This is a genomic window from Aeromonas sp. NJAU223 (assembly GCF_051125555.1).
GTDB classification, from domain to species: domain Bacteria; phylum Pseudomonadota; class Gammaproteobacteria; order Enterobacterales; family Aeromonadaceae; genus Aeromonas; species Aeromonas veronii_G.
This window is the reverse complement of record NZ_CP144204.1, coordinates 1632909-1657501: the sequence shown is the minus strand read 5'-3', so window position 1 is coordinate 1657501 and position 24593 is coordinate 1632909. Positions and strand designations below refer to the sequence as shown.

Below are 24593 nucleotides of genomic sequence, written 5' to 3'. Positions count from 1 at the left end.
GGCCGGGTGTCTTGCCGAGAGAAAACAAGGCATTAATTGCGACTCAGATGGGAGAAATCGATGGTACTTGACTACATAGCCCTGGGCATTCTGGTGTTTGTCGTCTTGGTCATGTTTTACGGGGTCATCGTCATTCACGATATTCCGTACGAAATTGCCAAGCACCGCAACCACCCCCACCAGGACGCCATTCATGTGGCCGGCTGGGTGAGCCTGTTCACCTTGCACGTGCTCTGGCCATTCCTCTGGATCTGGGCCACGGTCTACCGTCCGGATCGGGGCTGGGGCTTCAATCATCGTCTGGACAAGGATGAAGACGAGATCAAAACCCTCAAACAAGAGCTTGCCGCCTTGCAAGCCCGCATGAACACGCTCGAACAGACTGACAAATAGGTAACTCTCCATGGACCTGCTACTGATCCTCACCTATACCGCCATCTGTATAGGCATTTTCAAGATCTTCAAGATCCCGCTCAACAAGTGGACCGTGCCGACCGCCGTGCTCGGCGGCGTCTTCATCATCGGGGCCCTCATCACCCTGATGAACTACAACCACCCCTATTCGGAGCTGGCACGCAACTACTACGTCTCCACCCCCATAGTGCCGCTGGTCAAGGGTCGCGTCAGCGAGGTGCCGGTCAAGGCCAACCAGCCGGTCAAGAAGGGGGACGTGCTGTTTCGTCTCGATGCGGTTCCCTTCCAGGAGCGCGTCGCCAGCCTGACCGCACGCCTTGCCTCCAACAAGGACTTCCTGAAGTCCCTGGACGCCCGGCTGCGCTCTGCCAGCCTCGACCGGGATCGCGCCCTGGAGCTGGTGCGTCGCGGCATCGGCAAGCAGCGTGATCTGGACGTGACCCAGGCCAACGTGGACGACATCGTCGCCCAGATCGACCAGCAGAAGGCGTCGCTGGATGATCTCACCGCCCAGCTCAACATCGCCAAATACGAGCTCGAGCAGACCGTGGTCTATGCCCCTACCGACGGTCACGTGGTGCAGCTGGCCCTGCGCCCTGGCATGATCGCCGCCCCCTTCATGTACCGCCCGGTGATGACCTTCATCAACGAGGATGCCAACTCCTACGTCGGCTGGTTCTGGCAGAACAGCATGCAGCGCCTGAAGGCGGGGGATGAGGCCGAAGTGGTGCTGGACGGCATTCCGGGTCGCATCTTCAAGGCCAGGGTGCAGTCGGTGATCCCCGCCATGGCGCCGGGCAACATCCAGGCCCAGGCCGGTCTCATCGACCAGACTTCGGCCCAGGTGCCGGGTCGATTGCCCATCGTCCTCGAGATTACCGACCCCGAGTGGGCCAAGTATCAGGTGATCGCGGGCTCCAGCGGCCAGGCAGCCATCTACACCGAGCATGTCCACCACGTGGCCATCATGCGCAAGATCCTGATGCGCATGGGTAGCTGGCTCAACTACCTGTTCCCCTTCCACTAAGCTGCGATACACAGCGACAACGGGCCAGCCTTTGCTGGCCCGTTGCATATCTGGCAGCCCCTCTCTGCCAGCCCCTGCATTTTGAACGCAACCCCCCTATAATGGCGCCACCTCGCATCAGCACGTTGCCCCATGTTCGTCCTCAGACCCTATCAGACCGACGCCGTCAACGCCGTCATCCAGCACTTTCGAAAGCACCCGGATCCCGCCGTGGTGGTGCTGCCCACCGGCGCAGGCAAGAGTCTGGTCATCGCCGAGCTGGCCCGCAAGGCCCGTGGCCGGGTGCTGGTGCTGGCCCATGTCAAGGAGCTGGTGGAGCAGAACCACGCCAAGTACGAGGCCTGGGATCTTAAGGCAGACATCTTCGCCGCCGGCCTTGCCCGAAAAGAGGCAAGTGCCCAGGTGGTGTTCGGCTCGGTGCAGTCGGTGGCCCGCAATCTCGATGCCTTCGACGGTGCCTTCTCCCTGCTCATCATCGACGAGTGCCACCGGGTCTCCCTCGATGATGACAGCCAGTACCATCAGGTGATCGACCATCTGAAGAGCGCCAATCCGGCGCTCAAGATCCTGGGGCTCACCGCCACCCCCTATCGGCTGGGGCTGGGCTGGATCTACCGGCGCCACTATCACGGCATGGTCAAGAGCCACGGAGAGCGCTTGTTCGGGGATTGCGTGTTCGAGCTGCCCCTGCGCTTCATGGTCAAGAACGGTTATCTGACGCCGCCCAGACTGGTGGATGCCCCTATCGTCCACTACGACTTCAGCCGACTGGTTCCCCGGGAGAACGGCCTGTTCAGCGAGGCGCAGCTCAACGGCGAGCTCAAGCGCCAGCAGCGGGTCACCCCCCATATCATCAGCCAGGTGCTGGAATATGCCCGGGAGCGGCAAGGCGTGATGATCTTTGCCGCCACCGTGGAGCACGCCCAGGAAATTCACGGCCTGCTCGGCAGCAAAGGAGAAAAGGCCGCCCTTATCACGGGGGAAACTCCGGGGCCGGAGCGCGATGCCCTGATCCAGGCCTTCAAGGAGCGGCAACTCAAGTATCTGGTCAACGTGGCGGTGCTCACCACGGGCTTTGACGCCCCCCACGTGGATCTCATCGTGATGCTGCGCCCCACCGAGTCGGTATCGCTGTATCAGCAGATCGTCGGCCGGGGTCTGCGCCTGTCGCCCGGCAAGGAAGATTGCCTGGTGCTCGACTATGCGGGCAACAACTTCAACCTGTTTGCCCCCGAGGTGGGCGAGCCCAGGCCCCATGCCGGTACGGAGCCGGTGCAGGTCCCCTGCCCCGCCTGCGGCTTTGCCAACACCTTCTGGGGCAAGACCGATGAAGACGGCAAGGTGATAGAGCACTACGGCCGTCGCTGCCAGGGGTTGTTCGAAGACGACGAAGGGCACCGCGAGGAGTGCGACTACCGCTTTCGCGCCAAGAGTTGTCCCGCTTGCGGTGCCGAGAACGACATCGCCGCCCGCCGCTGCCAGCGCTGCGATCAGCTGCTGGTGGATCCGGATGACAAACTCAAGGAAGCCCTCAATCTCAAGGACTGCATGGTGATCCGCTGCGCCGGGCTGAGCCTCGCCAGCGGCCTGGGCAAGCAAGGTGAGCGGCTGGAGGTGACCTACCACGATGAGGACGGTCTGACCCTGATGGAGTACTTCGGCTTTCACTCAAGCGGTGCACGGCGCTTGTTTCAACAGCGCTTTGTGCGTCATCATTGGCCCGCTCCGGGACTCGAACCCGAATTTGCCACTCTGGAGAGCGTGCTGGCCGCCGAAACCCGGTTTCGCCACCCGGACTTCGTCATCGCCCGCAAGTCCGGTCGTTTCTGGCAGATAAAAGAGAAGATTTTTGACTACCAGGGCCGCTATCGCACCGCAGATACCCTGGGATGATGGCACCCTGGCAGATGAAATGCCGATTTTGATTATCGGGGATGGTACAAAATGCCGCCCCCTTCGTTCAGTTTGAGGATCTTATGCAGCGGCAGTTGATTGGTTTATGTGCTCTCGTTTCCACGCTATTTTCCACTGTGGCACCCGCCGCTCCGCTCACGCCTCCCAAGGGGGGCCAGTATGCCGTCATCGTGCAGGGCAACAGCGGGGTGGAGTTCGCAAGCCACGCCGATGACATGATAGCCCCCGCCTCCACCATGAAGGTGCTCACCGCCCTGGCCGCCCGCCTCGAACTCGGCGCCGATTTCCGCTTCGCCACCGATATCCAGGCCCAGGCCGGCGCCAAGCAGGGGGATGCCATCAACGGCGACATCTGGATCAACTTCGTCGGTGATCCCACCTTGTCCCGCATGGACCTGGTCGCCCTGTTCAAACAGCTCGGCGTGACCCGCATCAAGGGCAATGTCTACGTCAACACCGGGGCCTACAACGGCTACGAGCGCGGCAACGGCTGGTCATGGGGGGATCAGACCCTCTGCTTTGCGGCCCCCGTCTCCTCGGTCATCATCGACAAGAACTGCGCCTACGGCACCGTCACCGCCACCCAGATTGGCAAGCCCGCGGTCGGTAACGTCGCCACCGGCGTGCCCATCGGCATCGGCGCCGACAACGTGGAAGTGATGAGCTATGGCGACATGGCGCGTCAGTTCTGCGCTCTGGAAGTGGACATGGCCAAGGGCAACTTCTATGAGCTCAAGGGCTGCATCACCCCGAACAAGGAACCCCAGGGGCTGCGCTTTGCCATCCACGATGTGGAAGCCTGGGGCTGGGACAACATCCGCTGGGCCATGAACCGGGCCGGCATCAGCCACGACGGCCTGCTGCGCGTCACCCATCAGGCGCCCGTGGGCGCAGCGACGCTGGCCACCCACTACTCGGTCTCCCTGCCGGTCATGCTCGCCAAGATGCTGAAAAAATCCGACAACCTCTATGCCGATACCTTCTTGAAAACCGTCGGCCGCCACTACTACAACAAGCCAGGCAGCTATCGCAGTGGCACCATGGCGGTACGCGCCATCCTGACCAAGAACGGCATCGATCTGGGCAACGCCACCCTGGCTGACGGCTCCGGCCTCTCCGCCCACAATCTCATCAGCGCCCGCCAGATGCTCTCGGTGCTGAACTTCATCCAGAAGAACGACGCCCAGCTCGACTTCATCAAGCTGCTGCCGAGCTCCCAGGTGGACGGTACCCTGGCCTGGCGCCGCAGCGTCACCGCCCCCATGATGAAGAACAAGGTCCACGCCAAAACCGGCACCATCACCGGCACCTCCAACCTGGCGGGCTTCATCGACACCGCCGGTGGTCAGCGCAAGGCCTTCGTGGTGTTCCAGCGCGGCCTCTCCCAGGATCCGGCCACCCATGAGCGTTACCGTGCCAGCAAGGCCCCCTGGCCTTGGACCGTGTTCGAGAAGGGCATTCTGGAGAGCATCTACCAGCAGCAACCCATCCAGATTGCCGCGCAATAAATGCAAACGGCCGCCTTGCGCGCGGGGTGGCCTCTATCGAATACGGCGAATGACCGTATCGGCAATTTCCACTTTGACTGGCCCAAGGGCGAGGCTATGCTGTGGCAAACCTCGTCTTAGCGGCGAATTTAACGGAGAGAAACGATGTTTGTAGAAATTTTTGGTCGCCCCGGTTGCCCCTATTGTGTTCGCGCCAAGCAGATCGCCGAGCAACTGACCGAGGATCGCGATGACTTCGAGTTCCGCTACGTGGACATCAACGCCGAAGGGCTCACCAAGGACGATCTGGCCGCCAAGGCGGGCAAGCCCGTCACCACGGTGCCGCAGATCTTCCTGGACGAGCAGCACATCGGTGGCTGCACCGATTTTGAAGCCTACGCCCGTGCCAACCTGGGGCTCTGATCCCGAGACTGCACACAAAAGGCGCCTGATGGCGCCTTTTTCATGGTCAAAACTGGGGGAATTCACGCCAGGGGGGTAAAGCGGCTCACCACCTGTCCCTGATGCTCAATCCACTCCATGAACATGGGGACGGGCCTGGCATAGACCTCCCCATCCTGCTCGGACTGATAGATGACCAGAGACTCCCCGGTCTCGGTGTGCCGGGCCAGGGTGAGCACCCGATAGAGGCCCCCCTTGAAGTGACGATAACGGCCGGGTGCGGGTGCTTGCATGAGAATGCCTCGGTGAAGGATGAGAGAGCCCCGTCCACGGGGCGACAGGGCACCAAGGCCCTTTTTCAGACCAGCCAATCGTGCCAGATAGCGCGTTTATTTCAATACACCGCCTTGGCTTTATGGGGTCATTCCCCATCTTTCACTGCCTTGTGGGGAAACCGGCAAAAGATCCTGCTGAATTTAACGGATCAGCAACCCTGTTTAGAGGCCCGATATCAGGGATTTATTCCATAAATTAGATTGTTCTAGCATTCAATTCTGTGAAGAATAGAGGTAGAAATATTTGATACTAAAAAACGCTTTCTGCCAACGCGCCCCCAGGGGAAGGAATCACGCTCACCATGTTCACGATCGACAAGTCGCACAAGCTCGACGATGTCTGCTATGACATCCGCGGCCCGGTGCATAAAGAAGCTCGCCGTCTCGAAGACGAAGGCCACCGCATTCTCAAGCTCAACATCGGCAACCTGGCCTCTTTCGGTTTCGAGGCGCCGGAGGAGCTCATCAAGGATGTGATCCTCAACATGCCCCAGAGCCAGGGTTACTGCGACTCCAAGGGGCTCTTCTCCGCCCGCAAGGCGGTGATGCAGTACTACCAGCAGAAGGGGATGCGCAAGGTCGACATCGATGACATCTACATCGGCAACGGTGCGAGCGAACTCATCGTCATGGCCATGCAGGCGCTGCTCAACAACGGCGACGAGATGCTGGTGCCCTCCCCCGACTATCCGCTCTGGACCGCGGCGGTGACCCTCTCCGGCGGCCATGCGGTGCACTATCGATGCGACGAAGGGGCCGACTGGTATCCGGATCTGGACGATATCCGCGCCCGCATCACCCCGCGTACCCGCGGCCTGGTGCTGATCAACCCGAACAACCCCACTGGCGCCGTCTACGGCAGCGAGTTCCTGCTGGAGCTGATCGAGATCGCCCGCCAGCACAATCTCATCATCTTCGCCGACGAGATCTACGACAAGATCCTCTACGACGACATCTCCCACACCAGCGTCTGCACCCTGTGTGACGATGTGATGGTGGTGACCTTCAACGGCCTCTCCAAGGCCTATCGCGCCTGTGGCTTCCGCCAGGGCTGGATGGTCATCACCGGGCCCAAGGGGCGCGCCAAGGGCTACATCGAGGGGCTGGAGATGCTGGCCTCCATGCGGCTGTGCTCCAACGTACCCATGCAGCACGCCATCCAGGCGGCCCTTGGCGGCTACCAGAGCATCAACGAGCTGATCCTGCCGGGGGGACGTCTGCGCCGCCAGCGGGACAAGGCCTGGGAACTCTTGAACGAGATCCCCGGGGTCTCCTGCGTCAAGCCCAAGGGGGCGCTCTACATGTTCCCGCGCCTGGATCCCAAGGTGTACGACATCCGCGATGACCAGAAGATGGTGTTCGACCTGCTGCAGCAGGAGAAACTGCTGCTGGTGCAGGGAACTGGCTTCAACTGGCCCGCACCGGATCACTTCCGGCTGGTGTTCCTGCCCCGGGAAGAGGAGCTGGAAGAGGCCATCGGCCGCTTCGCCCGCTTCCTCAAGGGCTACAAACAGTAAGCTCGGTTCACGAAAAAGGCTCCCGCGGGAGCCTTTTTGCTATCTGTCGCTGGCCAAGCCATCAGCCGTGCAGCAGGGCACCGGCCACCAGCACCCCCATGGTGATGAGGGCCACCCCGACGATGAAGGGCAGCACCCAGCGCACGAAGCGATCGTAGGGGATTTTGGCGAGCGCCAGCCCGGCCACCAGGTGGGCGGCGGTGGGAGCGAACAGGTTGATCCAGCCGGAGGCGGACTGATAGGCGGTGATCACCAGATCCCGGGAGATGCCGGAAAAGTCCGCGAGCGGCCCCATCAGCGGCATGGAGACGGTGGCCAGCCCCGAGGTGGAGGGGATGAAGAAGCTCAGGATGATGTGCACCAGATAGGCCACCAGGATGAACACCGACGATGACAGGCCGCTCACCAGCCCCTCAGCCCAGTGCAATATGGTGTCGATGATGACCCCCTGCTCCATCACCACATAGATGCCCCGGGCCACCGCCACCACCAGCGCCACCCCGATGAGATCCCGCGCCCCGTTCAGGAAGGTCGCCACATAGCTGGACTCCGGCATCCGGTTGATGAGCGCGATCAGGATGGAGGCGCTGAAGAACAGGGTGGAGAGTTCGTCAAACCACCAGCCCAGGGTCGGCAACCAGACAATGCCCAGATCCGACCAGGGCACCACCGCATAGATCATCAGCAGGAAGGTGGCGAAGAACACCGCCATGGTGAGCTTCTGCTTGCCGCTGAAGAGCCCGTCCCCGCTCTTCATCTGGGCGAACTCGTCGTCGTAGTGAATGTCGGCGAGCACGGAGCTGCCCTTGTCCTGCTGCACCCGCTTGGCGTAGCGCATCACGAACCAGGAGGCGAAGATCACCAGCAGCAGCCACAAGATGACGCGAAGGCCGATGCCATCCCCGATGGGAATGCCGGCAAAGCCCGACGCGATACCGGTGGCAAAGGGGTTGACGGTGGACGCCAGTACCCCGACCCCGGAGCCGAGCAGGATGATCCCCGCCGCCACCATACGATCGAAGCCCGCCGCCATCATCACCGGCACGATGAGCGCCCAGAAGGCCACCGTCTCCTCCGCCATGCCGAAGGTGGAGCCGCCGAGGGCAAACAGGGCGATGAGCACCGGGATGAGCAGCCGCTCACGACCGGCGAAGGCACGCACGATGGCGCCAACCCCGGCATCCAGGGCGCCGCTTTGCATAGTCACCGCGAGAAAACCGCCGATGATGAGCACGAACAGCGCCACGTCCGCGGCCTTGTGAAAGCCCTGGATGGGGGCCTTGAGCACCTCGAACACCCCCTGCGGGTGGGCGGGTAGCTCGGTGTAACTGCCGGGCACCGGCAGCAGGCGCTCACCGCCGCTGTAATCCGCCACGGCGGCCGCCGCGATCGGCTGCTTGCTGTCGGCGGTGACATAGTCATATTTGCCCGCCGGCAACACCCAGGTGAGGGCCGCCATCAGGACAATGATGATGAAAAGCAGGGTATAAACGGTGGGGAGCTGGCGCCTCGATCGCGCCGCTTGGGGGCTGGTCATAGTTTCCTTTCCTCGGCTGGGCCGTCAGTGATCCGATCAGCGCAAGACTAGCGGGTTTGATGAACCCAAAAGGTGATCGAGAATAATAAAAATCGGTGAAACACGATGATTTTCCATAAAAAAGGGCCCCGCAGGGCCCCTCTTCATCGGTGTCAGGCTCAGAGCTCGACCACATCGAACTTGACGTCCGGGTTCACGTCCGCCTCGTAGTCCACCTCGTCCAGACCGAAACCGAACAGGCGCAGGAACTCCTGCTTGTAACCGGTGTAGTCGGTCAGCTCGGACAGATTCTCGGTGGTGATGGAGGGCCACAGATCCCGGCAGGTCTGCTGTACGTCGTCACGCAATTCCCAGTCATCCATGCGGATGCGGGCCTGCTCGTCCAGGGCCAGATCGGCGCCGTACAGACGGGTGCGCATCATGCGATAGACCTGCTCCATGCAGCCCTCGTGGATGCCCTTCTCCTTCATGATCTTGAAGGCCATGGAGATGTAGAGCGGCATCACCGGAATGGCGGAGGAAGCCTGGGTCACCACGGACTTGAGCACGGCCACGTGGGCGGTGCCGCCCTTGGCGGCCAGATCCCCGCGGATGGCGCTGGCGGCGCGATCCAGGTCTTCCTTGGCGCGGCCCAGGGTGCCATGCCAGTAGATGGGCCAGGTCAAGTCGGTACCGATGTAGGAGTAAGCCACGGACTTGGCGCCGTCAGCCAGCACACCTGCATCGCGCAGGGCCGACATCCACAGCTCCCAGTCCTGACCACCCATGACGGTGATGGTGTTCGCGATCTCTTCCTCATTCGCCGGCTCGACGGTGGCGGTGATGATCTGATCCTTGTTGGTGTCGATGGCGGTGGTGGTGTAGGTCTCGCCGATGGGTTTCAAGGCGGAACGGACTACTTCGCCGGTATCCGGCAGCTTGCGCACCGGCGAGGCCAGGGAGTAGACCACCAGATCAATTTGACCGAGATCCTGCTTGATGAGATTGATGACGGTGTCGCGGCACTCATTGGAGAAGGCATCACCGTTGACGCTTTTCGCGTACAGACCGGCTTCCTTGGCGGCCTTGTCAAAGGCGGCGGAGTTGTACCAGCCGGCGGTGGCGGGCTTGGTCTCGGTGCCCGCTTTTTCGAAGAAGACGCCAATGGTGGCGGCGCCGGAGCCAAAGGCGGTGGCGATGCGGGAAGCCAGGCCATAACCGGTGGACGCGCCGATCACCAGTACCTTCTTGGGACCATTTTCGATGGTGCCCTGTGCCTGGGTGTAGGCGATCTGGCGACGGACATTGGCCTCACAGCCAACCGGGTGGGTGGTGGTGCAGATAAAGCCACGAACCTTGGGTTTGATGATCATGTGTTGTCTCTTATCCGTTTGATGGATGAAATCGGGGCATAAGATACCTCATCTTGCCGCGATTAGGTGCTCTGATGTGTTGAACCACCGCCATTTTGTGTCCATGGGCCCTGACCATCCTGGCCACGATGCCGCCCTTTCAGCGGGTGCATGGCGAGCCAGATGGCCACCATGACCCGCACCGGCCGATGCCTGATGCCTGCACGCCCTCCGCTGGGGTTGAACACTGCGATACGCCACCTGTCTTCGCCCCAAGGCGTCGTGCATGGGCTCCATCCTGTTGAACAGGGGGTGCCATGCTGGCGGCCAGCCCCATGATTGCCAACGCAGGCGCCCTCCTGCCATGAGTGCGTCAACACAGACCGGCTGGCCCATCAGGAAGCGAGCCGCTTAAACGACTACTGTTTCAGGAAGAGGCAAACGGCCCGCCCGGGCCCTGCCGGAGCCAACACGCAAGGAGGAGTTCATGTCACGCACTCTGGTCATCTGTCTCGTCGGCCTGCTCGCGTCGCCGCTGGTGCAGGCCGCCGTCTACCAGTGCACCGTCAACGGCCAAGTCACCTTCAGCGACATTCCCTGCGCCGGCAATGCCAAACCCATGGACTTGCGCATCTACACCCCGCCAGCCGAGGCGGTGGCCCAGGCCAGCAAGCAGACCGAAGCGATCGAGAAAGATCTCGCCGCCAGCCAGAAGCAGCGCCAGCTGGCGACCCTGCGCGCCGAGATGGAGGCCAAGACCCAGAAGATGAACGGCGAGATCACCCGCTACAACGCACAGCCGACGGAGACGACAGCCCCCCAGGGCGATAACGGCGGTGCGCGGCGCTCCGCCGCCGAGATCCGGGACATGAGCCGCCGCCATCAGAGCGAGATGGAGGCCCTGAACAAGCAGATAACCACCCTGCAGCAGCAAAAATAACCTGCCCTACTCCTGTTCCGCATTGCGGTGATACGAAAAAGGGGGAGCCAAGCTCCCCCGACACCGTACCGCCAGCCCCATCAATATTGCGTTTCGAAGGAAGCCTCCGTCACCCCGGCAGGCAGTGCCAGCGCCCCCGGTGTCGTCTTGCCGACCACCAGCCGGCTGGCCAGATTGAAGGTCAGCGGCGCGATGCCCGTCACATCCGATGAGGGGACCACATACACCTTGTAGGCGCCGGGCTCCATCACCCATTCGTTGGTGGCGCCGTCAAAGCTCGCCAGCCAGCTCGCCGGGATCTCGAAGCTCAGGGTCTCGCTCGCCCCCGCAGCCAGCAACCGGGTCTTGGCAAACGCCTTGAGCTCGATGGCGGGTTTGCTGAGAGCGCCGGCCGGCGCCGCCACATAGACCTGGGCCACTTCACGCCCCGCCACGGCCCCGCTGTTGTAGACGGTGGCAGTCAGGGTCACTTTCCCGTTCGAATCTGGCAGTGTATTGCTCTGTATGGCGGCGTTTTTATAGTCAAACTGGGTATAGGAGAGCCCATAGCCGAAGGGGTAATTCACCCCCTTGCCGAAGGTCGCGTAGTAGCGATACCCCACATAGATCCCCTCGTTGTAGTAATGGGTATCGATGGTGCCATCCCCGTCGGTGTCCGTGCCCGGGAAACCAGCTGATGAGGGCACATCCTGGTAGCTGGCCGGGAAGGTCTGGGTCAGCTTGCCGCTCGGGTTGACCGCCCCCGACAACAGATCGGCGATGGCATGGCCCGCCTCCTGCCCCGGCATATAGGCCAGCAGGATGGCATCGACCTTGTCCTGCCAGGCGCTGGTGTCCATGACGCCGCCGGTATTGAGTACCACCACCACCTTCTTGCCCAGGCCGTGGAAGGCGGCACTGACCTCATCGATGAGCGCCAGCTCCGTGTCGGAGAGCAGGTAATCCCCCTTGGCATTCGCCCTGTCCTGCCCCTGCATCGAGTTGCGTCCCAGGGTGATGACGGCCGCCTCGTTGCTGGCGGCATAGGCCGCGATCTCGCTCGCATCCAGCGCGGGTTCCGGGCAGCTCACTACGGTGGAGATGCCGCCAAAATCGCTCGACGTCTTGTTCTGCTCGAAGAAGGTGCGATAGAAATCGGCCAGCCCGGCATCGACGCTGAACTGCTGGCCCAGCCCGTCCACCAGATTGACGGTATAGGCCGCGTTCACGTCTCCGCTGCCGGCTCCGCCCTTCAGGGTATTGACCTGGGTAATGCCGAAGCTGGCCAGCTTGCTGCCCTGCGCCAGGGGCAGGCTGCCCTGCTCGTTTTTGAGCAGCACCATGCCATCGCTGGCCGCCTGGCGCGACAACCTGGCATGGCCCGCCAGATCCGGCGCATTGCTGGCCACATCCCCCTGATTGGAGGGCATCTTCAGCACCTGGGTCAGGATCCGCGTCGCCCCCTGCTTGATCTCCTCCGCGCTCAAATCACCGGCCGCATAGGCCTCCTGCAACCCGGTCAGGGCATCGCCGTAGCCATAGGGCAGCGCCGGGCCACCGGGTTCGATGAGATCGTTGCCGGACTTGATCATGTCCGCATAGTGGCCATCCCCTGACCACCAGTCACTCACCACGAAGCCTTCGAACCCCCACTCGTCCCGCAGCACCTTTGTATTGAGGTCCGCCCACTGGCCGGTGTAGGTGCCATTGACCTTGTTCATGGCGGTCATCACCGCCCAGGGGTTGGCGTGCTCTTCGGCATACTGGAAGCCCCGCAGGTAGATCTCCCGGATGGCGCGGGGGGAGATGATGTTGTCGACGATGGAGCGGGAGGTCTCGGCGTTGTTGGCGATGAAGTGCTTGATGGTGGTGCCCACCCCCTGGGCCTGGGCTCCCTCCACTTCGGCGGCCCCCATCACCCCGGAGACCAGGGGATCTTCGGAGAAATACTCAAAGCCGCGACCATTGAGGGGGTCGCGCTGGATGTTCATCCCCGGTGCGAGCCAGACGTCCAGCCCATACTCCTTCACCTCGTTGCCGATGGCGGCCCCCACCTGCTTGACCAGATCCCTGTCCCAGGTCGAGGCCAGCAAGGTACCGACCGGGAAGGCAGTGCCATGGAAGGTGCCGCCCTCCCCCTCCCGGGTCGGCGAGATGCGCACCCCGGCGGCCCCGTCCGCCATCTTGCTGGCGGCGATGTCGAGACCGGACTCGGCATTGAACACCCCGTTGATGTAGCCCACGCTGCCCGGTACATCTCCCTTGAGGTTATTGAGGGCCTCGCTGTTGATCTCGAAGGCGCCGTTGGCAAACACATAGCCCGGGCCCACCAGCATGCCCAACTGCTCGTCGTGGGTCATCCTGGCCACCATGCCCTCGGCGAGGCTGCGGTAGTAGGAGTTGTCCTTGACGGTTTCCTTGGGCGCCTCGGAGCTGTTGTCGTTGCACCCCTGGGTGGCGAGAGCCAGCGCGATGGCGATGGCCAGTCCGCTCCAGCCTGGATGCTGAGTGTGATGTTTCATCGGATCCCCTTTCGTTCCATGTGTTGAGAGCAATTGTTTTTAGACTGCTGTTTTTAGAGACATAACCAGACAAGCCAGGGCAGCTTATCGCTGGGGAACGGGGGTCTGCTTTGCATGGGGGAGTGACGACTTTGCATGGGGGTGGCGAGGTACCATATTCCTACCGCCGTCACAGCGTTACATTTGGTTACCTGGCACAACCTTAGGTTTCGTGGCGCTTGATCCCGCGCGCAGACGGCAGGCCGCCGGGCTGTCTTAATAGCGCGGTGCAGCAGGATGCTGCCCGCCTTGCCATCCGCTGCCGCCATGAAAAGGGAGTGTTCATGAGAAAGCATGTGTCAAACACCATCGCCCGCACGACCCTCGCCTTCCTGCGCGAGAGCGGCGTGGATACCCGCGCCATCCAGGCCCGCTGCCAGCTCAGCCAGTACGAGCTGGACAAGCCCGATGGCCGCATCACCGGTAGGCAACATCAACGTTTCATCCAGACGGTCTCCTCCTTCGACTTTCTGTGGCGCGAGCGCATGCTGCACACAGAGGCTCCCGACAGGATCATCGACGGCGCCTATGCCCTGTTTCCCGAGCTGGTGGGGTTTTGCCTCAACCAGCCCACCGCCGGGGAAGCCGTGAACAGCTACATCCACAACCGGATCATCATCGGCAACTGCGATGACTACCGTCTGCAAGGGGACGGGGAGCACCTCTTCATCACCTACCTCGACGAACTCAATGCACCCGGTCAAAGCCAGTCGGCCATCGGCAACTTCATGATGCTGCGGGAGCTGGTACGCCTCTATGCCCCCCGGGCGCAGTTGACGGTGAGTCTGTGCGGGGAGGTCGGCCCCGAACACAAGGCCCTGGACGATCTCTTCGGCTGCCACTGCCAGTTCGGTCAGCCGGCCAACGTCCTTGGCCTGCGGCACGCCGATCTCGCCCTGTCAGCCGAGACGCATCTTCCCCTGCTGCACAGGCAGCAACGCCAGCAGATAGCTCAGCGGGTACGAGCACTCCAGCAGGAGCAGGGCTTCGCCGCCATGGTGGCGAGCCTGCTGGGGGAGGCACTTTGCAACGAGAAGATGGGAGATGAGTCGAGCTGCCTGGATCACCTCTGCGCCGTCATGAACATGAGCCGCTGGACCCTCAACACCCGCCTCCAGCAGGAGGGGCAAACCTTCAGCAAGGTATTGCTGCGGGTGCGTATCGAGCAGGCCTGCGCCCTCCTGGCCGACAGCCGCATGAGCGTGCAGGAGATAAGCGATCTTCTGCGCTTCTCCTCGCTGTCTGTCTTCTCCCGTTTCTTCTCCACCCACCTGGGGGCCTCCCCCCGCCACTATCGACAGCTCCGCGCCGGGCGAGGGAGTGAAGCCAAGGTCTGAACCGCTATCCGGGGAATGGTGCATCGCCTCCCGGCGTGTTATCCATGAGACGGCGACAGGTGGCACAACGACCACAACAACGATCTCGTTTGGATACAAACGAGGGGGAATGCAGCACACCATGCAATTAATCACCGATTAATCAGGGCAATACACAAAAGTTTCATTCACGGCATATTCAGCTTTCCCGAAGATTGCCGCTATTGTTAACAAGCTCAAATAACCGTTATGACCCCATTCAAGGATCTCATGGAGGAGTTCCATATGTTCTGGAATCGCAAGACAAGCAAAGAGGCGAGTGAACAGGTGGCGAAGATGGCGGAGTTGAGCGCCTTCGAGCATGCCATCCAGTCTCAGGTACCCTATATCCAGTTTACCCCGGCGGGCATCGTCACCTTCGTCAACGACCTCTTCCTGCAGATAGTGGGATTCAACCGTGAGGAGGTGATCGGCAAGCATCACAGCGCCCTCTGCTTCCCCGAGGACGTCAAGACGCCCGAATATGAGAAGTTGTGGCAGGATCTGCGCGGTGGCGCGTTTCGCAGTGGCCGCTTCATCCGCCAATCCAAGTCGGGCAAGGCCGTCTGGCTGGAGGCGACCTACTTTCCCATCGTCGTCGAGGGACGGGTCATCCGGGTCGCCAAGGTGGCCTCTGATGTGACCCAGCAGCAATCCTCCCTCGAACGGACCCAGGCCCTGCTGGCGGCGCTCGACAAGTCCCTCGCCGTCATCGATTTCCAGCCGGACGGCACCGTCATCACCGCCAACCAGAACTTCCTGCGCTGCTTCGGCTACCGGCTGGAAGAGGTGGTCGGCCAGCATCACCGCCAGTTCTGCGAGCCCGAGTTTTATCAGAAGAACCCCAACTTCTGGCGGGATCTCGGGTCAGGGGACATCAAGTCCGGCCTCTTCATGCGCATCGGTCATCGGGGCGAGAAGATCTGGCTGGAGGCGACCTACAACCCCATCTTCAATCACGAGGGCAAGGTGGTCAAAATCATCAAGCTGGCGAGCGACATCACCGAGCGGATCGAGAAGTCCATCTCTACCCGGGCCGCGGCCCAGAAGGCATGTGCCATTGCCAGTGAAACCGTGTCGAGCGCCGCCAAGGGGCGGGAGGTGATCGACAAGGTGCTGGAGACCTCCCGCCACATCAACACCTCGGTGGGGGAAGTCAGCCAGCAGATAGAACAGCTCAACCAGCAATCCCGCAGCATAGAGTCCATCATCTCCACCATCAGCGGCATCGCGGATCAGACCAACCTGCTGGCGCTGAACGCCGCCATCGAGGCGGCCCGGGCTGGCGAGCAGGGCCGCGGCTTTGCGGTGGTGGCGGACGAAGTGCGGCAGCTTGCCGCCAGAACTTCCAGCTCCACCAACGAGATCGTCTCCGTCATCAAGCACAACTCCGAGATCACCTCCCGCATCACCCAGACCGTCTCCATCGTCTCCGACAAGGCGGTGGCGGGGCAGGATCAGGCCAACATCATCTCCTCGGTCATCAAGGAGATCATCGAGGATGCCAACTCTGTCTCCGACACCGTCAAGAGCCTCTCCATCTAAGGGGCTGGCCTTTTAAAAAAGAGACGGGGCCTGGCCCCGTCTCTTTTTCATGCAGATGGCGAAGAACGCTCAATCCTCCCCCGACAGATAGTGCCTGGCCTCCTCATCGGCCTGTTGCAAGGCGGCGTCCCACAGCCCGGCGATGCAGAGCCCCTCCTCCCCCACGGCCTCCTCTTCCAATGCCTCCAGCGCTCTGGCATCGGCCAAGGTGAAGGGATGGTGGCCGAGCAGCGCCTGTGCCCTCGCCAGTAACCTCATCTCGCTCATCATCGACTCCTCACAGATCAGCGCCTGCCTCAGACTGTAGCCGATGTCAGCGCTCAGGGATCTGTGGTGACCACAGCCCCTTGAGGACGCCGTACCGGTAGCTGGCCCACCCCGATGCCGACCAGCACGGCGGCGCAGGCGACCCATTGCAGGGCGTTCAGGGTCTCCCCCAGCAACAGGTAGGCGAGCAGCAGGGTGAAGACCGGGATGAGGTTCACGTAAGCCGCCGCCAGGGTCACTTTCACCTGGGTCACCGACCAGTTGTAGAGCAGATAGGCGCCGAGCGTCACGAAGGCGCCGAGGAAGAGGATCACCGCCATGCCCTGCCAGGCCCAGTCGGCGGGCCAGGGGGCAGAAAAGGCGAAGGGCGCGAAGAAGAGGGTACCGACGAAGGCCTGCAGGGCGGTGAGCGTCATGACGCCGTAACGGCTGGAGAGTTTCTTGAACACCACAGAATAAGTGGCGGCGCAGAGCATGGCTCCCATCTCAAGACTGTTGCCGAGCAAGGCATTGGCAGCAAATTCATCTGCTTCACCGCCCAGCCCCAGCAGGGCGATGCCGAAGATGGCGATGCCAAAGCCGAGCAACTGGCGCCGACTCACCCGCTCTTTGAGCAGCACGAACGCCACCAGAGCCACCATCAGTGGCAGGAGGGCGCACACCATGCCCGCCTGACCGGCGCTGGTGTAGCGCAAAGCATTGACCTCCAGCAAGAAATAAAGGCAGGGTTCGAGCGCCCCCATCAGCGCCAGCCAGCGCCAATCCCCTTTTTGATAATGAAAATCACCGAGCCAGCGGTAGCACAGGAGCCAGCAGCAGGCGGCCACCAGCATCCGCATGAACAACACCTGGCCGAATGACCAGACCTCCAGCACATGCTTGAGCGCGATGAAGGAACTGGACCAGAGCAACATGGCCAGGGTCAGGGCAAAAATAGGTAAAGGACGCACCACTTCCTCCATGAACTGGCATTTTGAATAATAACCATGCCGCCTTGCGGTTGTCTAAAGGCACCTAAAATCAGATAATACGGCCGCCTTCACACCGGATAACCCATCTTCAATGACTGAGTACCTGCTTTTACTGGTCGGCACCGTGCTGATCAACAACTTCGTGCTGGTGAAGTTTCTCGGCCTCTGCCCCTTCATGGGGGTCTCTGGCAAACTGGAAACCGCCATCGGCATGGGTCTGGCCACCACCTTCGTCATGACGCTGGCCAGCGCCTGCTCCTATCTGATGGAGCACTATATCCTGATCCCGCTGAATATCGCCTATCTGCGTACCCTGGGTTTCATCCTGGTGATCGCCGTGGTGGTGCAGTTCACCGAGATGGTTATCCGCAAGAGCAGCCCCACCCTCTATCGCCTGCTCGGCATCTTCCTGCCCCTCATCACCACCAACTGCGCCGTCCTCGGCGTGGCCCTGCTCAGCATCAACGAACACCACAACTTCATGCAGAGCATCATCTACGGCTTCGGCGCCGCCTGCGGCTTCTCCCTGGTATTGATCCTGTTTGCCGCCATGCGTGAGCGCCTGGTGGCCGCCGACGTGCCGGCCCCATTTCGCGGCGTCTCCATCGCCATGGTCACCGCCGGCCTGATGTCGCTTGCCTTCATGGGCTTTACCGGCCTCATCAAGATCTAGCCCTATGACTCATATACTCTTTGCCATTCTGGTGCTGGCCCTGCTGGCCCTGGCCTTCGGCATCATTCTGGGATTTGCCGCCGTCAAGTTTCATGTGGAAGCCGATCCCATCGTCGATCAGCTCGATGCCCTGCTGCCCCAGACCCAGTGCGGCCAGTGTGGCTACCCGGGCTGCAAGCCCTACGCCGAGGCACTGGCGAACGGCGATCAGATCAACAAGTGCGTGCCTGGTGGCGATGCCACCATGCGCAAGATAGCGGATCTGATGGGGGTCGAGCCCCTACCCCTTGGCGGCGGTGACGAGGCCGCCGTGCCCGTCAAGAAGGTTGCCTTCATTCACGAGGACATGTGCATCGGTTGCACCAAGTGCATCCAGGCCTGCCCGGTCGACGCCATCCTCGGCGCCACCAAGGCGATGCACACCGTCATCACCAGCGAGTGCACGGGTTGCGATCTCTGCGTCGACCCCTGCCCGACCGACTGTATCGAAATGATCCCGGTTCCGACCACGGTCGATAACTGGAAATGGGATCTGGCCAAGGTCACCATTCCGGTCAAGATAGTGGAGTAACCATGCATTCCTTGCTCGAACGTATCAAAGCCGGTTCCCTCTGGGATTTTCACGGCGGCATTCATCCTCCCGAGAACAAACACCAGTCCAGCCTGACCCCTGTGGTCCAGGCGGGCCTGCCGCCCCAGCTCATCATACCGGTGCGCCAGCACGCGGGCCCCGCCGGCGATCTGCTGGTCAAGGTGGGTGACAGGGTCAAGAAGGGCCAGCCCCTGACCCGTTATGACAAGGGCCGCATCGTGCCGGTGCACGCCTCCACCTCGGGGACCGTCACCGCCATCGAACCCCATACGGTGGCGCACCCCTCGGGGCTCGACGATCTTTGCGTGCTGCTCACCCCGGATGGCGAGGATGCCTGGGGGCCACGGGACGGGCGTCCCGATTACTGGAACCTGGAGCGTGGCGAGTTGCTCGAGCGCATCCAGCAGGCCGGCATCGCGGGCCTCGGCGGCGCCGTGTTCCCGACCCACAGCAAGCTCGATGGCCGCGGTCAGCTCACCGAGATCCTCATCGTCAACGGCCTGGAGTGTGAGCCCTACATCACCACCGATGACCGGCTGATGCAGGAGTACGCGGACGAGATCCTGGACGGTATCCGGGTGCTCAAGCACCTGCTCAAGCCCAAACTCACCCTGATCGGGGTGGAGGACAACAAGCCCGCCGCCATCGCAGCCTTGACATCGCACGCCACCGATGAGGACGTGCTGGTCAAGTCGGTGCCCACCAAATACCCCTCCGGCGGCGCCAAGCAAACCATAGAGCTGCTCACCGGTCGCCAGGTGCCCAAGGGCGGGCGCGCCGTGGACATGGGCATCATGGTGCTCAATGTCGCCACCGTGTTTGCCATCAAGCGCGCCATCATCGACGGTGAGCCCTTGATCGAGCGCATCGTTACCCTCACCGGCGATGCCTTCAAGCAACCGGGCAATGCCTGGGTGCGCCTCGGCACCCCGGTACGCTGGCTGTTGCAGCGCTTCGAACTGCAGCCGGAGGCGGATCAGCGGGTCATCATGGGGGGCCCCATGATGGGCTTCACCCTGCCCCACGCCATGGTACCCGTGGTCAAGGCCACCAACTGCCTGCTCTCCCCCACCCGGGCCGAGCTGCCGCCACCCGGCCCCGAGCAGGCCTGCATCCGTTGCAGCGCCTGTGCTGATGCCTGCCCCGCCAACCTGCTGCCCCAGGAGCTCTACTGGTACAGCCGGGTCAAGGAGTATGACAAGGCGGAGGGGCTCAACCTGTTCGACTGCATCGAGTGCGGTGCCTGCGCCTGGGTCTGCCCGAGCGAGATCCCCCTGGTGCAGTACTACAAGATTGCCAAGGACGATATCCGCGAGACCCGTGCCGAGGCCGAGAAGGCCGAGCGCGCCAAGCTGCGCTTCGAGGCCAAGCAGGCGCGTTTCGAACGGGAGAAGGCCGCCCGCGAGGCTCGTCACGCCGAGGCCGCCGCCCAGCGCCGTCAGGCCATGACCAAGGCGGGGGGCGACGACCCCGTTGCCGCCGCCCTGGCCCGTCTCAAGGCCAAGCAGGAGGCGGCCGACGGCGCAGCCCCATCGGATCTCAGACCGGACAATGCGGATATGGCTGCGGCCCGGGAGGCGCGCAAACAGGAGGCACTGGCCCGCCGCGCTGCCAAGGCGGCCGAAGCGGCAGAGGGAGTGCAGAACCTGGCCGCCGAGGCCCGGGAGAGTGCTCCCGTCGCCGAGGTTGATCCCAAGAAAGCGGCCATCGCCGCCGCCCTGGCTCGCGCCAAGGCCAAGAAAGCAGCCCAGGCTTCGGAGCCCGATGCCGCCGTGGTTAAACCCGCCCCTGTAGCGGATACACCCGCAGCCGAGGTCGATCCCAAGAAAGCGGCCATCGCAGCCGCCATCGCCCGCGCCAAGGCCAAGAAGGCGGCACAAGCGGCGGAGTCCGATGCCGAGACTGCCGTGGTGGAACCCGCCCCTGCAGCGGATGAACCCGCGGCCGAGGTCGACCCCAAGAAAGCGGCCATCGCAGCCGCCCTGGCCCGTGCCAAGGCCAAGAAGGCGGCTCAGGCTTCGCAGTCCGATGCCGATACTGCCGTGATGGAACCCGCCCCTGCAGCGGATGAACCCGCAGCCGAGGTCGATCCCAAGAAAGCGGCCATCGCCGCCGCCATCGCTCGCGCCAAGGCCAAGAAGGCAGCCCAGGCTTCGGAGTCCGATGCCGAGACTGCCGTGGTGGAGCCTGCCCCTGCAGCGGATGAACCCGCAGCCGAGGTCGATCCCAAGAAAGCGGCCATCGCAGCCGCCATCGCCCGGGCCAAGGCCAAGAAGGCGGCCCAGGCTTCGGAGTCCGATGCCGATACTGTCGTGGTGGAACCCACTCCTGCAGCGGATGAACCCGTAGCCGAGGTCGACCCCAAGAAAGCGGCCATCGCCGCTGCCATCGCCCGTGCCAAGGCCAAAAAACTGGCAGCCGAGGCCGCCGCGAAAGGCCAGACCGAGCCAGACCCACTTTCAGACAAGAGCCATTGATCCATGTTCAATATCGCGACTGCGCCCTTTGCCCATAACCGCAAGCAGACCCAGACTCTGATGTTGCTGGTGATCCTGGCCTGCCTGCCCGGTTTCCTGGCGCAAACCTGGTTCTTCGGCTGGGGTACCCTGATTCAGATCGTGCTGGCGCTGGTGACGGCGCTGGCCTCGGAGGCACTGGTGCTGACACTGCGTGGCCGCCCCGTGAAACCGGCCTTGCTGGACGGCAGCGCGGCCCTCACCGCCGTGCTCATCGGGCTCTCCCTGCCGCCCCTGCTGCCCTGGTGGATGCTGGTACTGGCCACGGCTTTTGCCATCATCATCGCCAAGCACCTCTATGGCGGCCTCGGTCAGAACCTGTTCAACCCGGCCATGGTGGCCTATGTGCTGCTGCTGGTCTCCTTCCCGGTGCAGATGACCAGCTGGCTCCCCCCCGCCAGCATCGCCGCCTACGGCATTGGCTTCGGGGATGCGGTCTCGGTGATCTTCACCGGCTTCAGCCTCGATGGCTACAGCATGCTGCAGCTCAAGCAGGGGGTGGATGGCCTGACCATGGCGACCCCGCTCGACACCCTGAAGACAGGTCTGACCCAGGGCCTCACCGCCACCGAGGTGATGACCCACAAGGTCTTCGAGGGCTGGGGCGGCATCGGCTGGAGCTGGGTCAACCTCGGCTACCTGCTGGGGGGCCTGTTCCTGTTGCAGCAGAAGGTGATCCACTGGCGCATTCCGGTGGCCGTGCTGGGCGCCCTGCTGCTCTCGGCCACCCTGGGATATCTGGCGACGCCAGATGCCACCGCTACTCCCATGCTGCACCTGTTCAGCGGCGCCACCATGCTGGGGGCTTTCTTCATCGCCACGGATCCGGTGAGCGCCAGCACGACACCGCGAGGCCGGATCGTCTACGGGATCATGATAGGGGTACTGGTCTACCTCATCCGCCGCTTCGGTGGCTACCCGGACGCCTTCGCCTTCGCGGTGTTGCTGGCCAACCTGTGCGTGCCCCTCATCGACAGCCTGACCCGGCCCAAGGTCTACGGAGCGCGCCGCAAATGACCCGACCTCTTCTCTCTCCAACCCGTGCCATGGGGGCAATTCCATGTTAAAGAGCATGCGCAAAAACGGCGTCACGCTGGCCCTGTTCGCCCTCGCCTGCACCGCCATGGTGGTGCTCACCAACGAGCTCACCAAGGATCGCATCGCTCACCAGCAGCAGCTCGACAAGCTGCGCATCCTCTCGGCCCTGCTGCCGGAGGGAAGCTATGACAACGATCTGGTCGCCAGCTGCAAGTTGGTCACCAGCCGTGAATACCTCGGCAGCGACCAGCCCATGCCCCTCTACAGCGCGACGCTCAAGGGGGAGCCCACCGGCTACGCGCTGGAGACCATCGCCCCCGACGGCTACAGCGGCGCCATTCGCATGGTGGTCGGCACCGACGCCAAGGGGACGGTCAGCGCGGTGCGCGTGCTGGCCCACAAGGAGACCCCGGGGCTTGGCGACAAGATCGAGCTGAAAAAATCCCGCTGGATCGACAGCTTCGTCGGCCGTACCCTCAATGCAGACAATGACGCGGCCTGGGCGGTGAAGAAGGATGGGGGCGAGTTTGATGCCTTCACCGGCGCCACCATCACCCCTCGCGCCGTGGTCAAGGCGGTGAAGAACCTGCTGCGCCTGCAACAGGAACACCCCGAGCTGCTGCGGGATGCCCCCGCCTGCGACGCAGCCTCATGATGCCGGAGCCAACCATGCAACAGACAATGCAAGAGTCCATGGAACAGGTGGACGTGATTGACACGGCCTCCCCGGCCGAGGGCAATGCCCGCCGTGAAGAGCTCAAGGAGCTGATGCTGCAGGGGCTGTGGAAGAACAACCCCTCTCTGGTGCAGGTGCTGGGGCTCTGCCCGACCCTCGCGGTCTCCTCCACCTTCACCAATGCCCTGGGGCTTGGCCTGGCGACCCTGGTGGTGCTGGTCGGCTCCAACCTTGCCGTCTCCCTGGTGCGCAACCTGGTGCCCAAGGATATCCGTATCCCCATCTATGTGATGATCATCGCCGCCCTGGTGACCAGCGTGCAGCTGTTGATGAACGCCTACACCTATGGCCTCTATCAGTCGCTGGGCATCTTCATCGCGCTGATCGTCACCAACTGCGTCATCATCGGCCGGGCCGAAGCCTATGCCTCCAAGAACCCGCCCCTGCTGGCGGCGGTCGACGGCTTCATGATGGGGCTCGGCTTCACCCTGGTGCTGCTGGTGCTGGGGGGCTTGCGGGAGATCATCGGCATGGGCACCCTGTTCGACGGGGCGGATCTGCTGCTGGGGGACTGGGCCAAGTCACTGCGCATCGAGCTGTTCCACGCCGATGCCAGCCTGCTGCTGGCCATCTTGCCGCCGGGTGGCTTCATCGGATTGGGGCTGCTCATCGCCGGCAAGAATGCCATCAACGATCGGTTGGGCCGCAAGCACAATGCCGACAAGGCCCACTGCGCCGTGCCCGCTCCCGGCGCCCGAGCCACAGAGCTTTAAACACAGATTCGAGAGCAATGAACAACCAAAAACGCAGAGAAATTCTGGAGCGACTGCGGGATGACAATCCCCACCCCACCACAGAGCTCCATTTCAACTCGCCGTTCGAGCTGCTTATCGCCGTCCTGCTGTCGGCCCAGGCCACCGACGTGAGCGTCAACAAGGCCACCGCCCTGCTCTATCCGGTGGCCAATACCCCGGCCGCCATGCTGGCCCTCGGGGTGGACGGAGTGAAGCACTACATCAAGACCATTGGCCTGTTCAACACCAAGGCCGAGAACGTCATCAAGACCTGCGCCATCCTGCTGGAGCGCCATGGCGGCGAGGTGCCGGAAAACCGCGAAGCCCTGGAAGCCCTGCCCGGAGTGGGACGCAAGACCGCCAACGTGGTGCTCAACACCGCCTTCGGCTGGCCCACCATCGCCGTCGACACCCACATCTTCCGGGTATCGAACCGCACCGGTTTCGCGGTGGGCAAGAACGTGGATCAGGTCGAAGAGAAATTGCTCAAGGTGGTGCCCGCCGAGTTCAAGCTGGATGTGCATCACTGGCTGATCCTGCACGGCCGCTACACCTGTCTGGCACGCAAGCCTCGCTGCGGATCCTGCATCATCGAGGACTTGTGTGAGTACAAAGAAAAAGTCTACCCGGAGAGCTAGGTATCGAGGCATGTGCTTCCACCTCGCCTTTAACGATATTTTATTTCATAGAATGAATCTCAATCAGTACAAATAACCAACCTG

Annotated in this window: 22 protein-coding genes; 16 read left to right on the top strand and 6 right to left on the bottom strand. The window is 62.5% G+C overall.

Going from position 1 to position 24593, the window contains the following annotated elements:
• Positions 1 to 60: 60 nt before the first annotated feature.
• The 5 genes from VZC39_RS07735 to VZC39_RS07715 all read left to right on the top strand — a co-directional run bounded on the left by VZC39_RS07735 (position 61) and on the right by VZC39_RS07715 (position 5265).
• Positions 61 to 393 carry a DUF3302 domain-containing protein gene (locus VZC39_RS07735; protein ID WP_349921821.1) on the top strand — a complete coding sequence of 111 codons (333 nt, stop codon included), beginning with the start codon at positions 61 to 63 and terminating at the stop codon, positions 391 to 393.
• Between the two features lie 10 nt (positions 394 to 403).
• A complete protein-coding gene (locus VZC39_RS07730; protein WP_349921820.1) occupies positions 404 to 1441 on the top strand; it encodes an HlyD family secretion protein in 1038 nt (345 codons plus the stop codon).
• Positions 1442 to 1573: 132 nt separating this feature from the next.
• A complete protein-coding gene (locus tag VZC39_RS07725) occupies positions 1574 to 3334 on the top strand; it encodes a DEAD/DEAH box helicase (RefSeq protein ID WP_434667230.1) in 1761 nt (586 codons plus the stop codon).
• Between the two features lie 83 nt (positions 3335 to 3417).
• A complete protein-coding gene (dacB, locus tag VZC39_RS07720) occupies positions 3418 to 4863 on the top strand; it encodes a D-alanyl-D-alanine carboxypeptidase/D-alanyl-D-alanine endopeptidase (protein ID WP_434667227.1) in 1446 nt (481 codons plus the stop codon).
• Positions 4864 to 5007: 144 nt separating this feature from the next.
• Positions 5008 to 5265, top strand: coding sequence for a GrxA family glutaredoxin (locus tag VZC39_RS07715; protein WP_349921817.1), 258 nt, complete (start codon positions 5008 to 5010; stop codon positions 5263 to 5265).
• A 62-nt stretch (positions 5266 to 5327) separates the two neighbouring features.
• Here the strand turns inward: VZC39_RS07715 and VZC39_RS07710 are convergent, their stop codons facing one another.
• The gene (locus VZC39_RS07710) at positions 5328 to 5537 is read right to left on the bottom strand and encodes a DUF1653 domain-containing protein (protein WP_434667224.1); all 210 of its coding nucleotides are present in this window, start codon (positions 5535 to 5537) and stop codon (positions 5328 to 5330) included.
• Between the two features lie 344 nt (positions 5538 to 5881).
• Between VZC39_RS07710 and VZC39_RS07705 the strand changes: the two genes are divergently transcribed.
• Positions 5882 to 7096, top strand: a complete 1215-nt coding sequence (locus tag VZC39_RS07705; RefSeq protein WP_349921815.1) for a pyridoxal phosphate-dependent aminotransferase — start codon at positions 5882 to 5884, stop codon at positions 7094 to 7096.
• A gap of 61 nt (positions 7097 to 7157) precedes the next feature.
• Here the strand turns inward: VZC39_RS07705 and VZC39_RS07700 are convergent, their stop codons facing one another.
• Positions 7158 to 8633, bottom strand: a complete 1476-nt coding sequence (locus tag VZC39_RS07700) for a YfcC family protein (protein ID WP_434667220.1) — start codon at positions 8631 to 8633, stop codon at positions 7158 to 7160.
• A gap of 158 nt (positions 8634 to 8791) precedes the next feature.
• Positions 8792 to 9985 carry an enoyl-ACP reductase FabV gene (fabV, locus tag VZC39_RS07695; protein WP_349921813.1) on the bottom strand — a complete coding sequence of 398 codons (1194 nt, stop codon included), beginning with the start codon at positions 9983 to 9985 and terminating at the stop codon, positions 8792 to 8794.
• Between the two features lie 466 nt (positions 9986 to 10451).
• Between fabV and VZC39_RS07690 the strand changes: the two genes are divergently transcribed.
• Positions 10452 to 10904 (top strand): DUF4124 domain-containing protein, encoded by a 453-nt coding sequence (locus tag VZC39_RS07690; RefSeq protein WP_434667215.1) that lies wholly within the window; start codon positions 10452 to 10454, stop codon positions 10902 to 10904.
• Between the two features lie 80 nt (positions 10905 to 10984).
• Here the strand turns inward: VZC39_RS07690 and VZC39_RS07685 are convergent, their stop codons facing one another.
• Positions 10985 to 13405: a beta-glucosidase gene (locus tag VZC39_RS07685; protein WP_434667212.1), complete on the bottom strand. Its 2421-nt coding sequence runs from the start codon at positions 13403 to 13405 to the stop codon at positions 10985 to 10987.
• 323 nt (positions 13406 to 13728) lie between these two features.
• Between VZC39_RS07685 and VZC39_RS07680 the strand changes: the two genes are divergently transcribed.
• Both VZC39_RS07680 and VZC39_RS07675 read left to right on the top strand, forming a co-directional pair.
• The gene (locus VZC39_RS07680; RefSeq protein ID WP_434667209.1) at positions 13729 to 14781 is read left to right on the top strand and encodes a helix-turn-helix domain-containing protein; all 1053 of its coding nucleotides are present in this window, start codon (positions 13729 to 13731) and stop codon (positions 14779 to 14781) included.
• Positions 14782 to 15045: 264 nt separating this feature from the next.
• Complete coding sequence (locus VZC39_RS07675) at positions 15046 to 16344, top strand: methyl-accepting chemotaxis protein (protein ID WP_349921809.1); 1299 nt, start codon at positions 15046 to 15048, stop codon at positions 16342 to 16344.
• Between the two features lie 69 nt (positions 16345 to 16413).
• Here VZC39_RS07675 and VZC39_RS07670 read toward each other — a convergent pair whose 3' ends face one another.
• Positions 16414 to 16611 carry a hypothetical protein gene (locus VZC39_RS07670; RefSeq protein ID WP_349921808.1) on the bottom strand — a complete coding sequence of 66 codons (198 nt, stop codon included), beginning with the start codon at positions 16609 to 16611 and terminating at the stop codon, positions 16414 to 16416.
• A gap of 53 nt (positions 16612 to 16664) precedes the next feature.
• On the bottom strand, positions 16665 to 17561 hold the full coding sequence (locus VZC39_RS07665; protein WP_434667205.1) for a DMT family transporter: 897 nt from the start codon (positions 17559 to 17561) through the stop codon (positions 16665 to 16667).
• 112 nt (positions 17562 to 17673) lie between these two features.
• On the opposite strand from VZC39_RS07665, the gene rsxA reads away from it, so the two are divergent.
• From rsxA to nth, 7 genes are read left to right on the top strand one after another with little or no spacing between them, the layout of a single operon-like run.
• Positions 17674 to 18255, top strand: a complete 582-nt coding sequence (gene rsxA, locus VZC39_RS07660; protein WP_349921806.1) for an electron transport complex subunit RsxA — start codon at positions 17674 to 17676, stop codon at positions 18253 to 18255.
• Between the two features lie 4 nt (positions 18256 to 18259).
• Entirely contained in the window at positions 18260 to 18826 is a 567-nt protein-coding gene (gene rsxB, locus VZC39_RS07655) for an electron transport complex subunit RsxB (RefSeq protein ID WP_434667201.1), read from the top strand.
• Positions 18827 to 18828: 2 nt separating this feature from the next.
• Positions 18829 to 21324 carry an electron transport complex subunit RsxC gene (gene rsxC / locus VZC39_RS07650; RefSeq protein ID WP_434667198.1) on the top strand — a complete coding sequence of 832 codons (2496 nt, stop codon included), beginning with the start codon at positions 18829 to 18831 and terminating at the stop codon, positions 21322 to 21324.
• A 3-nt stretch (positions 21325 to 21327) separates the two neighbouring features.
• Positions 21328 to 22380: an electron transport complex subunit RsxD gene (gene rsxD, locus VZC39_RS07645; protein ID WP_434667195.1), complete on the top strand. Its 1053-nt coding sequence runs from the start codon at positions 21328 to 21330 to the stop codon at positions 22378 to 22380.
• A gap of 43 nt (positions 22381 to 22423) precedes the next feature.
• Entirely contained in the window at positions 22424 to 23056 is a 633-nt protein-coding gene (rsxG, locus tag VZC39_RS07640; RefSeq protein WP_434667192.1) for an electron transport complex subunit RsxG, read from the top strand.
• Positions 23057 to 23094: 38 nt separating this feature from the next.
• Positions 23095 to 23850 carry an electron transport complex subunit E gene (locus VZC39_RS07635; RefSeq protein WP_434668409.1) on the top strand — a complete coding sequence of 252 codons (756 nt, stop codon included), beginning with the start codon at positions 23095 to 23097 and terminating at the stop codon, positions 23848 to 23850.
• A gap of 17 nt (positions 23851 to 23867) precedes the next feature.
• Positions 23868 to 24509: an endonuclease III gene (nth, locus tag VZC39_RS07630; RefSeq protein ID WP_349921801.1), complete on the top strand. Its 642-nt coding sequence runs from the start codon at positions 23868 to 23870 to the stop codon at positions 24507 to 24509.
• The last annotated feature ends 84 nt before the right edge of the window (positions 24510 to 24593 follow it).